This window comes from Bacillus sp. 5mfcol3.1, from assembly GCF_900114335.1.
GTDB lineage: Bacteria > Bacillota > Bacilli > Bacillales > Bacillaceae_G > Bacillus_A > Bacillus_A thuringiensis_S.
In genome coordinates, this window is the sequence record NZ_FOST01000001.1 from 1,480,664 (window position 1) to 1,494,347 (window position 13,684).

Genomic DNA, 13,684 nt, shown 5'->3' on the forward strand with positions numbered 1-13,684 from the left:
AAATCTGTAGTTTCAACTAAATTCTAAATATAGGGGTTCATCGTCTGAAGTGATTTTATTCTATTTATTTTTCGTATAGATAGTGGTTCAAGTAGAAGCTTTCTTTGCTAATTCAGTAATATATTCAAAGAATACATCACGTTTTACATCATAAACGACATTTACAGGTCGTCCATCAGCAGTTTCCTCTGTACGCCCCTGGCTAGGTCCATATGTATGAACGATACTATTAATCGTTTCAGTTTTTGCAAGGCTAGTGTTTCCGACAAGCGCGGTAGTTAGTACATCCCATAAATAATAAGTAGAGTTCGTTGAGAAGTGAACGAGAGGGGGGACCATTGCATAACATTGACCAAGGAAATCAACACCAATATACTTTCTCTCTTTTGCCCACTGTTCACGTATGTCTATAGTTAACGGAACTTGGTTTGTACTTTCTAGTGTCACTAAGTCGATTTTAATTTTTGCATCCCATACACGAGCTACTGCTTCAGGGTCCCAAAACGAATTCCACTCAGCTGTTCCATCATGCTCTGGTTCATGTACATTGCCTGCTGTAAGAAATGTACCACCCATCCAAACGAGACGTTCAATTTTATCTTCGATGATGGGAGTTTCATATAATGCACGAGCAAGGTCAGTTAGGGGCCCGGTAAATAATAAAGTTGTTTTTCCTTCCGTTTGTAGAAGTGTTTCTATTAAATGGTGATGTGCAGGCTTTGCTGCCATGGGTGTTACAACTTTTCCAGACTCATTTAAAATTGGTAAAGCATCTACATAAAATGCATGCATCCGCCAGTCTTTCGGAAACGGGTTTTGCCCACGAGAGTTTGAAGCGGCTACTGCAATATTATCTTTGCTGAAGCGATCAATAATTTTACGACTTGCAGACATTGCGGGTTCTAAATAACAGTCTGCTGGGATAACAGATACACCGGTAAGTTCAACGTTTTCCATTTGAAGTAATAAAAATAATGAAATTAAATCATCTACGCCGCCATCATGATTGAAGTACACTTTTTTCTTCATTGTAATCTCCATCCTATATGATTTAGTTAGAAATTAAATATGAATTGAGGAAAAGTCATCAATAATTTCCACCACTTCAATTTCTCCATTAATCAGTAGCTCAGGAAGCTCATTTCTAATATTTCCTTTCCAATACTCTCTAGCTTGTTCGATTTTTTGAGAAAAAGGAATACCATCTTCTTTCGGTAAAAGATTACCGTCACCTTCAAAAGAACTTCCGATTACTCGTAGTTTAACAATCTGTAAAACTTCTCGATTGTAAGAATCAAATAATGCTTTCCATTTTAAAGCATCTTCATAGCTTTTTGAAGCGTATAAACAAGATAACCTGGAAGGGTATTCAGGGAATTCTTGTAGTCTAACCATTTCTACAATTGTTTCTCTAACTGCTCTAATTGTTTGATCCATATAACTCATAACTACTTTAGCACTTTCATTATTTATATGTAATTCGTCATTTTTATAGTGATTATTTAAAATTTGTATGCCATCTTCACCATTAGCATTTAATTGTTCTCTTTCAAAAAAGAAGTGATATAGAGTATTGTGTTGATTTTTGTTAAAAGGAATCATTTGTCTGATATGCATTCTTTTCCTTGTTATGATGTGATATGCGTAAAATTCTGCTTCATTCATGGTTATCCTCCTAGTAATAGTGTAATGCAATGTTAAATTTAGTAATTCAACATTGAAATATATAAAACCTTTATAAGTAAAAGTGAGAATTTGAGTTGAAAGTAAAGAAAATATATGAAAACGTTTTAAATTTGTTCACAAAATGTTCACTTACGAAGGGGTTTCCAATGTCGATATAATGACAAAGACTCAAAGAGAGAGGATGATGAAATTTGCCAACAACAAGAAAGGAAAACTTCCAATTTGGCATGATGATGTGCTTTGGAATGGTTATCGTAATGACGTTTTCCAATTTACTAATGAATGAAACAGGAGGACCAATTTATATTAAAGAGATTGCATTAGAACTATTAATTGGCTTTATTATTGCGCTATTAATTGAAATAAGTATAGTTGGACCTTGTGCGAAAAAAATTGTATTCATGTTGCCATTTGATAAATCTAAGAAAATAAATATTATCGTTGCAATGGCGACAACTATGGTAATCGGAATGGTGTTCTTTATGTCATTTTTCGGTATGGCTATGATGCATTTACATGGTGGACTACAAGGAGATTCATTTGTTTCAATTTATTTTTCGATTTTTATTAAAAATTTCATAATGGCATATCCATTACAATTAATTATTATGGGACCGCTTGTACGTTTCTTATTTGCAAAATTTGTTATGAAAAAGAAATCTTTTAATGTAGCGTAATTTTTATTTATAAAACATTATATATAAATAATTATAAAACACATCTCGTATTTTTGAGGTGTGTTTTTTTTCATTCCAAGTTATTTTCATAGTGATGTGACATTTGTCCTTTTGCCATTATAGGATGATGGTTTTTAATTAAGTCAGAAATAAAGGATGAGGAGATGATTTTTTGAAAGGTATTCTATTTGCTGTTTTTGCGGGGATATTTATAACACTTCAAGGAACCTTTAATGCGAAACTTAGTTCACATATCGGTATATGGTCGACGAGTATTATAACCCATTTAATTGGATTCATTATTGCAACAACTGTATTTTTGTTAAAGAAAGAAGAGAAAGTAACGGATTTAAAGAGTGTAAAAAAAATATATTTAGTAGCGGGTGCATTTGGTGGATTCATTATTTGTGCAGAAACTATGGCGATATATTCACTAGGAGTTACATTGACAGCTGGCACACTAATGGTTGCTCAATTGTTAACGGCAACAGTTATTGAAATGAAAGGACTGTTTCATATAAAAAAGATACAGATGGAGAGATATCATATTGTGGGAACAATAGTAATGATTATAGGTATTGTTGTATTTAATATGTAAATGAAAGGAGGAAATGAATATGGAGAATAGATCAAGTTTAATTACGCATTATTTGAAAATCAATAAAACGCTCGAGATTTTTTCCAAAATAGATACAGCATATTTTCAATTAAATCATTTTGAAAAAGGCGAGCTTATTTGCAATATAGATGACGAAATGAATCGTTTATATTTTGTTGTTAAAGGTAAAGTAAAAGTTTATACGATTACACCTGAAGGGAAGAAACTAATCCTTCGCTTTATTAATCCACTCGCAATTGTTGGTGATATTGAATTAATTCAAAATAGCAAAGCACATAATGTCGTTGAAGCTTGTTCAGATGTTGTAGCGATTTCCATTTCTAATACGGTTATTAGAAACAAGTTATTACATGATCCTATATTTATGAAATTCTTACTTGAAAACATTGCGAACACGTTAAAAATATCGACTCGTTTTACTGCTCTTAATTTACTTTATCCTGTAGAAGTACGTGTAGCTAGTTATTTACTTTCAATTTCAACAGATAGTAACGGAAATATGTACAAAGGGGATTTGGATACGACATCGGTAACGAGTATTGCAGGCTTTATAGGGGTAAGTTATAGGCACGTAATTCGGGTATTACAAAGATTTTATAATGAAAAATTAATTGAAAAAAGTAATGGAGTTATTGTCATTAAAGATTTTTCTAGAATGAAGGAAGTCGCTAAAGATAATATATATGAGCAATGAAAGGGAGAGGAAGATTTTGATTGGATTTAGTTTAGCTATATTAGCAGGAATATTAATTAGCTTACAATCTGTTTTTAATGCAAAAGTAAATGAAAATGTAGGACAGTGGTTAACGACTACATGTGTCCTTGGAATAGGTCTCATTAGTTCTATTCTATTTTATATCATTACAGAAAACAGTATTAGCATTAAAGTGTATACTGCAAATTATTTGTTTTATGTAAGTGGACTGTTTGGCATCGGGTTAATTATTTGTATAATGGGTGCAATAAAGAGTTTAGGTCCAGCATATACGGTGCTAATTAGTCTTATTACTCAATTGGTCGTTGCGTTATGTATTGATACATTTGGATTATTTGGAATGGAGAGCATTCCATTACAAATAAATAAATTAGTTGGTATAGGTTTATTAATTGTGGGAGTAGGAATTTTTAAAAATATCTTTTCGAACAAGAGAGCTATTAGAATAACCGAGGATGAGATTTAAAGGTTATAAGGATGTTGATAATCAGATTATAGATGTTTATGTAGTGGGAATACATTTCATATATGTCTCTGTTAGTGAAGGGTCTATATATATTCGAAAAAAAACGTGAATTAGCTATTAGTGTAGTTGAAAAGAAGACGTCAATAAGTTGAGGTCTTCTTTATGTATTGTTCTGAAGTTACCAGAACTTAAGTATAAGGGAATGGGAAGTGGTTTAAGTTAAGCAGAATATACCCGAAAATAAAATATTACTTAACATATATAACTAATGAATACAATGTCTTTTTCGGTTATTATGTTGTAAATAATTTTATGATAAAATCTTTTACATAATGAAATAAAGGGGTAGTATTCTATGGGTTATTTCTCAAATGGTTTATTAGTTTTGTTTGTGCTAATCGTATGCAGTTGTATATTTTTTGGTTGATAATATAATGAGAGTCTTATATAAAAGAAGTTATCTTAAGTGAGATAACTTCTTTTTACTTTATATTGAGAAGGAATTCTATCTTTCTTATTGAAGTTTGTTCTAGTTATTTTTACATCAATCAGATTTGTGTAAAGGGAATTTTATGAAATATAAACAAGCCAGAGAATAGGGAGTATTTACATGGAAAATAGTATACGCTACACAAGTGAACATCCTACAGATTTTAATGGATTATTATCCTTATACGAATCTTTAGGATGGAATTCTCTTAAATTAACGGTTAACGAGTTAGAACGAATGTGTAAGCAAAGTTGGTATGCAATTTATGTTTTTGATGATAAGAGGTTAGTAGGGATGGGGCGTGTCATATCAGATGGAGTCATAACAGGCATTATTTGTGGAGTTGGTGTATTGCCAAAATATCAGTCTAGTGGCATCGGAAAAGAAATAGTGGAACGATTAATCCAGCACTGTGAACAAAACAAGGTTATTCCACAACTTATGTGTGTAGAAAAATTGCAATCTTACTATGAATCTATAGGGTTTGAGGCATTCTCTATTGGTATGACAAAACATATTATAAGATAGAGGAGCTTTATCACGCTATTTGCCGGGCAGTAAAACCCCCACTGATTAAAGTTTCACTTTATATTTTCAGTTTACTCGTACATATTTTCAAACTTCAACATAAAGGAGAGTGGCTGTATGGAGATTGCTAAAGGGATAGAAATGTTACAACTTGAATTTCAAGAATTTGTTATTCATCCAATTCTTTTATGGGATGATGAAATGGTAGTATTAATAGATACGGGTTTCCCAGGACAAATTGAAGATATACAAGTAGAGATGGAAAAGGTTGGGGTATCATTTGATAAGTTAAAAGTCGTGATTTTGACGCATCAGGATATTGATCATATAGGTAGTCTTCCGGAGTTGTTGCAGCGCTGTCGAAGTAATATTAAAGTTTATGCGCACGAACTAGATAAGCCATATATCGAGGGGGATTTACCTTTATTGAAGGACGGAAATATAGAGAACCGACCAAAAGGAAAAGTGAGTGATACTGTGATTGACGGGCAAGAACTTCCGTATTGCGGTGGAATACTAATTCTTCATACTCCAGGGCATACTCCGGGTCATATTAGTTTATATTTGAAACAAAGCAAAATTCTTGTCGCTGGAGACTCGATGTATAGTGTGAATGGAGTGTTAGGAGGAATTCATGCCCCAACAACTTTAAATATTATGGAAGCACGGCAGTCTTTGAAGAAGTATTTAAATTTACATATTGAATCTGTAGTTTGTTACCATGGGGGATTAAGTAAGCGGAATATAAAGATTCAACTTCAAAATTTGTAAAAGGTAAAGATAATAATTTTTTAATAATGGATGCTAAAGGTATATAAATAAAACACTTAAATGATAAAAGAGCATGTTTGAAAAAATTCAAACATGCTCTTTTATTAAAGCAAATCAGTTTAATATGAATGACCTAATCCGTTCCAATAAAAAGAAACGATTTCTTGTGATAATTCATCTATATTTGCAAGAATAGGATTGTGATTTTCATCTTTAAAATTCCCAATTGATAATAAAGATACGAAAGCATGAGCCGCAAATTTAGCGTTTCCTTTCGGGATTTCGCCGATGTGCATCGCATTATCGAGTGCTTTTTCTAGTACTTCATACATATTATCTTCAGCATTTTTTAATTCTTTCAATTGTTCTTCAGATAACGACAGTTTTGCATCTTTCATAAAATTTTTCATATCAATATCCATCGTTGCGTGTAAGTAAACTTTAGCGAAGTCTAATAATCTTTCTTCTAACGTTTTGTTTGTAGAGAGTATTTGAAACATATTCTCACGTATACGTACCATCATTTTGATCATAGTAGCAGTAAATAAATCGGCTTTTGTTGAATAGTAATAGTAGACAGTTGCTTTCGTAACACCACAAACTTTTGCGACCTCATCCATAGAAACGACTTGATAATTTTGTGTAAGAAATAAGCGGGTTGCTACTTCTAAAATGGTTTCTTTTGTAGATTTTGTATTTTTATTTTGACGCGGCCTTCCGAGAGGACGTTGTTTTTGTTCCAAATACATTCGCTCCTGACATTTATGATTGAGATAATTATAACATAATTTTCAATCATTCTTGATTAATTAACCGACCAGTATATATAATTAATAATGGAGGAAAAAAGGAAGGTGGGTTTTTATGAAAAAGCACCCGTTACATATGTTAGGGAGGCTTGTAGCAGGGAGAAATACGCAGTGGATCACTTTATCGGTGTGGATTCTTATTACATTATTACTTTCATTTACGTTACCACAAGTAAACAGTACGAAAGAACCGAATCCGAAAAATTTACCTGAAACAGCTATGTCACAGCAAGCGGAAGCGCTTATGAAAAAAGAGTTTCCGAATAATGCAGGGAATCCGTTGTTAGTAGTATGGTATAGAGATGGTGGATTACAGTCACAGGATTATAAACTCATACAAGATGTTTATAAGGAGTTAAAAGCTAGTCCTTTAAAAGAACAATCAACGTTACCACCATTTGATACAATCCCAGAGCAAGTATTATCAAAAAGTGCATCAAAAGATGGTACATCATTTGTTACACCGGTATTTTTTAATAAATCTGCTGGTACAGATATATTAAAAGGAAATCTTGAAGAGTTTAGAAAAATAGTGAATAGTAAGGTGGATGAAGATCCATTTAAACAAAAAATAAGTGAATCTGGTTTACATGTTCGATTATCAGGACCTGTAGGTATTCAAACGGATGCAGTTAGTTTATTTAGTCAAGCAGATGTGAAATTGTTAGTGGCTACTGTACTACTAGTGTTAGTTTTGTTAATTTTACTGTATCGTTCACCAATTTTAGCGATTTTACCTATACTTGTTGTTGGCTTTGCATACGGTATTATTAGTCCTACACTCGGTTTTTTAGCTGATCACGGATGGATTAAAGTAGATGCCCAAGCGATATCAATTATGACAGTATTATTGTTTGGCGCTGGAACGGACTATTGTCTATTTTTAATTTCGAGATATAGAGAGTACTTGTTAGAAGAAGAAAGTAAATATAAAGCATTACAACTTGCGATCAAAGCTTCTGGCGGTGCAATTATAATGAGTGCATTAACTGTTGTACTTGGATTAGGAACATTACTACTTGCTCATTATGGAGCCTTTCATCGATTTGCAGTACCATTTAGTGTTGCTGTATTTATAATGGGAATCGCTGCTTTAACGATTTTACCAGCACTATTATTAATATTCGGTAGGATTGCATTTTTCCCGTTTATACCGAGAACAACTTCAATGAATGAGGAGTTTGCAAGAAAGAAAAAGAGGGCTGTAAAAGTTGAAAAATCAAAAGGCTCCTTTAGTAAAAAACTTGGAGATATTGTAGTACGAAGACCGTGGACAATAATTATGCTAACTGTATTTGTATTAGGCGGATTGGCTTCATTCGTACCACGTATTCAATACACATATGACTTATTAGAGTCGTTTCCAAAGGATATGCCTTCTCGTGAAGGGTTTACGTTAATTAGTGATCATTTCTCAGCTGGTGAACTAGCACCAATAAAAGTTGTTGTTGATACGAAAGGCAAAGAGCTTCCTATTAAACAAGAACTAGAGAAATTTTCTTTCGTAAATACAGTGAAAGAGCCAAAAGAGGGAAAAGAAAATAAGCAAATACAAATGTATGAAGTTTCTTTAGCGGAAAATCCATACTCAATTGAAGCGTTAGATCAAATTCCTAAATTGAAAAGTAGTATAGAAAAAGTATTAAAAGATGCTGGGATTAGTAATGCTAAAGATCAATTATGGATTGGTGGGGAAACAGCTTCATTATATGATACAAAGCAAATTACGGAACGTGATGAATCAGTAATTATTCCAGTAATGATTAGCATTATCGCTTTACTATTACTTGTCTACTTACGATCGGTTGTTGCGATGATTTATTTAATTGTAACTGTCGTTTTATCATTCTTCTCAGCGTTAGGAGCAGGATGGATATTACTTCATTACGGTATGGGTGCGCCGGCCATTCAAGGTGCGATACCGTTGTACGCATTCGTATTTTTAGTTGCTTTAGGTGAAGATTATAATATCTTTATGGTTTCAGAAATATGGAAAAACAGAAAGACACAAAATCACTTGGATGCAGTAAAAAATGGTGTAATACAAACAGGTAGTGTTATTACATCGGCTGGTTTAATTTTAGCAGGAACTTTTGCAGTGTTAGGTACACTTCCAATTCAAGTATTAGTTCAATTTGGTATTGTAACTGCAATTGGCGTATTACTAGATACGTTTATCGTAAGACCGTTACTTGTACCCGCGATTACAGTAGTTTTAGGCCGATTTGCTTTTTGGCCAGGTAAACTTTCAAGAAAGAGTGAAGAAATACAAAAGGTGGATGCATAGTTAAAAAAGCCAAGGATATTTTCCTTGGCTTTTTTCAATGTAGTTAATTAATTTTTTGAAGTCAAATCATCAGCTGCAGCGTGATCAGCATCTTCAATTGTTGTTTCGGGCATTCCATATAAGCCGTTCATTGCTTGTTCTTCGATAGTAAGATTTGCAGTATTATTATTTTGAATAGATGTAGTGTTTTCAGTAACATGTTCTTTTTTATTCATATTTTTGTTATTCATGTATGTATCCTCCAAATTTCATTTGATTTATCTATAGTATGTGGATGGATTTCCAGAAATATGTGAATTGATTCTTACATATGTTATATAATTAAATGAATAATTAGGGTGAATTGTAAACTGTTAGGAGTGAACAAGTATGGTGAGAGCAAGGGAATTAGCCTTCTAAAATAAAAAGAAAATTTTAGGAGGCTATTAGAATGAAGTTTCATGTAATTGATAGAGAAGATTGGAATAGAGAGCGGTATTTTGGGCATTATTTAAAGTTGAAATGTACATTTAGTATGACTGTGAATGTTGATATCACGATGTTATTAGAGGAAGTATATCAAAAGGGAATAAAATTTTATCCCGTTTTTATATATTTAATTTCTAGAGTAGTAAATAATCATAAAAAATTTCGAACATGTTTTAACGATGAAGGAGTTTTAGGCTATTGGGAGGAAATGATACCGAGTTATACAATCTTTCATAAAGATGATAAGTCTTTTTCAAGTATATGGACGGATTATTCAAGTGATTTCCGCACTTTCTATAAAAAGTATGAAGATGATATGAGATACTATGCTAGTGTTCATGGTCTTTTCACGAAAGAAAATATTCCGCCTAATGTATTTCCGATTTCTAGCATACCTTGGACTAGTTTTACTGGATTTAATCTTAATATTAATAATGATGAAAATTTTCTATTGCCAATTATAACTTGTGGGAAATATTTTAACGAAGGAAACAAGGTTATGCTACCAGTTTCATTGCAAGTACATCATTCGGTTTGTGATGGATATGATGCGAGTAAATTTATAGAAGATTTACAGCAGTTAAGTAATACTTGCAACGAGTGGCTTAAGTAATATCTAATTTTTAATTATATAAAGTGAAACTTTAATCAGTGGGGGGGTTCAGCCCTCACCAATCGGGATTTTACGGGCAATTGATCCCCCACCTAACTTCTTTGCTTTCGCTGAATTTTGAGGTGGGGGTCTTACTGCCAGGCAAATAGCGGGATAAAATTAAAAATGAATAAAAGAAGAGAACATGTTTATATTACATGGTCTCTTTTTATTATTCATTAATACTAAGTAACTGTGGAAAATATAGGGTGATTTGTAGTTTAATAGTAAAGAGAGTGATTAGTGTTAATTTTCTTAGTTTTTAAAAAGGATATAAATGTTTTAATAGGGGGGAGTAAAGTGAAATTTGTAAGCATTGTAAAAGAGGAGATCCTAATTGGGAATATGGCAAATTTGTATTGTAAAGTATTTGAGAAAACAAATTTCAATGAAATGATCAAGCGAATGAATAGGCATATAGAATATACAGGTTTTAAAGGTATAGTAGCAATAAATGATGAAAATGAAGTAGTTGGTTTTACTTATGGTTATCGCTCAATGGAGGGACAGTACTATAATCAATTAATGAGAGAAGCGTTACATCTAGAGCAAGTAGACGAATGGTTGCAAGATTGTTTTGAATTTGTAGAGTTAGCAGTTCACCCACAATATCAAAATAAAGGTCTTGGAACGAAATTACATAATAAATTACTAGAAGGAGTTTCAAATAGAACGAGTGTTTTAACAACACAAATAAACAATGAAAAAGCACGTTCGTTATATGAAAGATTAGATTGGATAAATGTATTGGAGCCATTTCATCCAAGTAAAAATGATGTTCCATATGTAATAATGGGAAAAGCATTAAAAACAAAAGTGAATTGATAATTATGGCATTCACAAAAATTATTGGTTTGTAATAATGAAGGGGAAAACAACAATGATATCTATAGAAAAAGCTACAATTTTAGATGCTGAGAAATTAACAGAAATAATGAAAAGAACATTTGATGCAGAAGCAAAACAATGGCTATACGGCCAAGATGATGTCATTGATTATAACATTCAACCGCCAGGATATTCTTCAGTTGAAATGATGGAATATTCCATTGAAGAATTGGATTCTTTCAAAGTTGTAATGGATAAAGAAATAATCGGAGGGATAATAGTTACGATTTCTGGTAAGTCGTACGGTCGAATTGATCGTATTTTTGTAAATCCTGTTTATCAAGGAAAAGGCATTGGATCACATGTTATGAAATTAATAGAAAAGGAATATCCAAACATAAAGATTTGGGATCTCGAAACATCTAGTAGACAAATTAATAATCATCACTTTTATAAAAAGATGGGCTACCAAATGATTTTTGAATCGGAAGATGAGTATTGTTACGTGAAAAGAATAAAAACAAGCTCAAATAAAGAGAGTGTAGTTACAAATAAAGATATGAAAAATAGTCAATACGAAAACTGTAATTTAGCAAATACAGAGTATTATCAAGTGAATTTAAAAAACAGTTCATTTGTTGGTAGCAATATAATGAATACGAATATGAGTAATTGTAATGTAAGTCAATCAAAGTTTAGAAATATAAATTTTAGATGGTCATCATATGCAGATTTAAATCTTTCTGGTAGTAAATTTAATTTGGTGACTTTAGGTGGAGTGCAATTTAAAAATACAAGTCTCGGAGATGAGAAGGAACCTATTTTATTCGATAAATGTGATTTGGAAGGTAGCACCATAAGTAATAGTAATCTGAAAAATATTGAAATAGAAAATTGTGATATAGTCGGCATGAAACTAAATGGTATTCTGATCGAAAATTTGCTTAATTTATATAATAAAGTGAAAAGTTAACCATATAGATATAGTTATTATAATCTTTTTGGAAATTAAGTATTATATCGAAATAATTATGTAAAAATGACATAAAGAAATACGGACGAGAAGGTCATTCATGAACGTTTCTAGAATACACACAAATATATTGTTATTTATATGGAGGAGAGAAAGATGGAGATCAATGTTAGAGCAGTAGAAATACAAGATGCTAGAGCAATTCATCGTATATGTATGCAGGATGACGTTTTACCGTATATGGTTTTCTTACCTAGCATGCGTGTAGAAGCTATGGAAAATAGAATTCGAAATTTAGCACCAAATCAATTTGAATTTGTTGCAGAATATGATGGAGAAATTGTTGGATTTGTAGGTTTAACACAAAGTCCGGGCCGAAGATCTCATTCAGGCGATTTATTCATTGGGGTTGATAGTGAATATCATAATAAAGGAATTGGGAAAGCACTTCTTACGAAGATGCTTGATTTGGCTGATAATTGGTTAATGTTAGAGAGAGTAGAACTAGGTGTGTTAGAAACGAATCCAAAAGGAAAAGCTTTATATGAAAAATTTGGATTTGTAGAAGAGGGAGTAAAGATAGGGAATTTGAAAGCTCACGGAAAGTTTATTAATGAAATTATGATGAGTCGTTTTAGACCGGATGGTTTAATTGTACATAATTAGTAGTTAAAAGCATGACAGTATACTGTCATGCTTTTTTATTAGAATTTGGCTGTATTAAAAATAATACTAAACCAATAAAAATAACGGTAATTCCTAGTCCTTGTTGTAAAGAAATGGTCTCATGTAATATAAAGTACGCTAGTATACAAGTGCCAATTGTTTCACCTAAAATACTCATTGAAATTACAGTAGCACTTATCCATTTTAATAACCAATTAAAAATGGTTTGTCCTAAAATTGTAGCGATGAAAGCTAATCCAATAAAGCACAACCAAGTTTGTGTAGAGTAATGGATGAAAGATTCTTGTTGTGTGAAAGCAAATATGCCAAGAAAGCCAGCACTACTTCCATAACTAATTACCGAATATGGTATAAGTGACAAATCTTTACGAACGTGTTGGCTAATGAAAAAATAAGCAGTAATGATACCGGCAGCGATAAGTGCTAAAATATCTCCATATAAAGCTTCTCCACTAATTTGGAAATCTTGCCAGCCAATGATGATACTACCTGAAATAGCGATGAGGCAACCAATAACTGCTCCTTTCGTAAATCTCTCCTTAAATAAAAAATAACCACCAATCATTGAGAACAAAGGTTGTAACGTTACGATAACTGTAGAGCTTGCTACAGAAGTATATTGTAATGATTCAAACCATAGTACATAATGTGCAGCTAAAAATAGCCCAGATACGAATCCAAGTGCCCATTGTTTTTTCGTTAAAGTTTTTAGCTCATTTCGACTATTTTTATTAAATAGTAATAACGGTAACAGAATTAGTGTGGCAAAGAATAATCGGTAAAAAGCAATGATTGTCGCAGGAGCATCTGCCAATTTTACAAAAATAGCTGAAGTTGATAAGGCGAATACACCAAAAAATAAGATGCAATATGAAAGAATAGGTGATTTCAAAGTTTGTCCCTCCGATAGAATGTTTATTATAATAAACTTAATACGATATAATGTACAAAAGTAAGTATATAAGTCCCGGAGATAATAGGGAAGGGTTATTTGCCTTTGTTTAGTATGTCAGCACAAAGACAACGAA

At 32.2% G+C, this 13,684-nt stretch carries 16 protein-coding genes; 11 read left to right on the forward strand and 5 right to left on the reverse strand.

Annotated elements, in window-relative coordinates:
- Window positions 1–87 precede the first annotated feature (87 nt).
- Both BM089_RS07700 and BM089_RS07705 read right to left on the reverse strand, forming a co-directional pair.
- Window positions 88–1,041, reverse strand: a complete 954-nt coding sequence (locus BM089_RS07700) for a nucleoside hydrolase (protein WP_072938365.1) — start codon at window positions 1,039–1,041, stop codon at window positions 88–90.
- Window positions 1,042–1,062: 21 nt separating this feature from the next.
- A complete protein-coding gene (locus BM089_RS07705) occupies window positions 1,063–1,665 on the reverse strand; it encodes a DUF2441 domain-containing protein (protein WP_090976513.1) in 603 nt (200 codons plus the stop codon).
- A gap of 212 nt (window positions 1,666–1,877) precedes the next feature.
- Between BM089_RS07705 and BM089_RS07710 the strand changes: the two genes are divergently transcribed.
- From BM089_RS07710 to BM089_RS07735, 6 genes are all read left to right on the forward strand, one after another.
- On the forward strand, window positions 1,878–2,363 hold the full coding sequence (locus BM089_RS07710; protein ID WP_065228808.1) for a DUF2798 domain-containing protein: 486 nt from the start codon (window positions 1,878–1,880) through the stop codon (window positions 2,361–2,363).
- A 172-nt stretch (window positions 2,364–2,535) separates the two neighbouring features.
- Window positions 2,536–2,961, forward strand: a complete 426-nt coding sequence (locus BM089_RS07715) for a DMT family transporter (RefSeq protein ID WP_000676258.1) — start codon at window positions 2,536–2,538, stop codon at window positions 2,959–2,961.
- A 19-nt stretch (window positions 2,962–2,980) separates the two neighbouring features.
- Window positions 2,981–3,676 carry a Crp/Fnr family transcriptional regulator gene (locus tag BM089_RS07720; RefSeq protein ID WP_000431606.1) on the forward strand — a complete coding sequence of 232 codons (696 nt, stop codon included), beginning with the start codon at window positions 2,981–2,983 and terminating at the stop codon, window positions 3,674–3,676.
- Between the two features lie 16 nt (window positions 3,677–3,692).
- Window positions 3,693–4,163, forward strand: coding sequence for a DMT family transporter (locus tag BM089_RS07725; RefSeq protein ID WP_061667012.1), 471 nt, complete (start codon window positions 3,693–3,695; stop codon window positions 4,161–4,163).
- Between the two features lie 610 nt (window positions 4,164–4,773).
- Window positions 4,774–5,181, forward strand: a complete 408-nt coding sequence (locus tag BM089_RS07730) for a GNAT family N-acetyltransferase (protein WP_044584445.1) — start codon at window positions 4,774–4,776, stop codon at window positions 5,179–5,181.
- A gap of 117 nt (window positions 5,182–5,298) precedes the next feature.
- Window positions 5,299–5,952, forward strand: coding sequence for an MBL fold metallo-hydrolase (locus BM089_RS07735; protein ID WP_090976515.1), 654 nt, complete (start codon window positions 5,299–5,301; stop codon window positions 5,950–5,952).
- Between the two features lie 119 nt (window positions 5,953–6,071).
- Here BM089_RS07735 and BM089_RS07740 read toward each other — a convergent pair whose 3' ends face one another.
- Window positions 6,072–6,695, reverse strand: a complete 624-nt coding sequence (locus tag BM089_RS07740) for a TetR/AcrR family transcriptional regulator (protein ID WP_139213227.1) — start codon at window positions 6,693–6,695, stop codon at window positions 6,072–6,074.
- A 121-nt stretch (window positions 6,696–6,816) separates the two neighbouring features.
- Here BM089_RS07740 and BM089_RS07745 point away from each other — a divergent pair, with 121 nt between their 5' ends.
- Window positions 6,817–9,048: an MMPL family transporter gene (locus tag BM089_RS07745; protein ID WP_071730178.1), complete on the forward strand. Its 2,232-nt coding sequence runs from the start codon at window positions 6,817–6,819 to the stop codon at window positions 9,046–9,048.
- Window positions 9,049–9,095: 47 nt separating this feature from the next.
- On the opposite strand, the gene BM089_RS07750 is transcribed toward BM089_RS07745, so the two are convergent.
- Window positions 9,096–9,278, reverse strand: a complete 183-nt coding sequence (locus BM089_RS07750; RefSeq protein ID WP_053564536.1) for a DUF4021 domain-containing protein — start codon at window positions 9,276–9,278, stop codon at window positions 9,096–9,098.
- Window positions 9,279–9,478: 200 nt separating this feature from the next.
- Here BM089_RS07750 and catA point away from each other — a divergent pair, with 200 nt between their 5' ends.
- The 4 genes from catA to BM089_RS07770 all read left to right on the forward strand — a co-directional run bounded on the left by catA (window position 9,479) and on the right by BM089_RS07770 (window position 12,635).
- Window positions 9,479–10,129 carry a type A chloramphenicol O-acetyltransferase gene (gene catA, locus BM089_RS07755; protein ID WP_090976519.1) on the forward strand — a complete coding sequence of 217 codons (651 nt, stop codon included), beginning with the start codon at window positions 9,479–9,481 and terminating at the stop codon, window positions 10,127–10,129.
- A 339-nt stretch (window positions 10,130–10,468) separates the two neighbouring features.
- Complete coding sequence (locus BM089_RS07760; RefSeq protein WP_090976521.1) at window positions 10,469–10,993, forward strand: GNAT family N-acetyltransferase; 525 nt, start codon at window positions 10,469–10,471, stop codon at window positions 10,991–10,993.
- Between the two features lie 37 nt (window positions 10,994–11,030).
- Complete coding sequence (locus tag BM089_RS07765; RefSeq protein WP_025118050.1) at window positions 11,031–11,969, forward strand: GNAT family N-acetyltransferase; 939 nt, start codon at window positions 11,031–11,033, stop codon at window positions 11,967–11,969.
- A 156-nt stretch (window positions 11,970–12,125) separates the two neighbouring features.
- Window positions 12,126–12,635: a GNAT family N-acetyltransferase gene (locus BM089_RS07770; protein WP_090976523.1), complete on the forward strand. Its 510-nt coding sequence runs from the start codon at window positions 12,126–12,128 to the stop codon at window positions 12,633–12,635.
- 25 nt (window positions 12,636–12,660) lie between these two features.
- Here BM089_RS07770 and BM089_RS07775 read toward each other — a convergent pair whose 3' ends face one another.
- A complete protein-coding gene (locus BM089_RS07775) occupies window positions 12,661–13,548 on the reverse strand; it encodes a DMT family transporter (protein WP_000841797.1) in 888 nt (295 codons plus the stop codon).
- Between the last annotated feature and the right edge of the window lie 136 nt (window positions 13,549–13,684).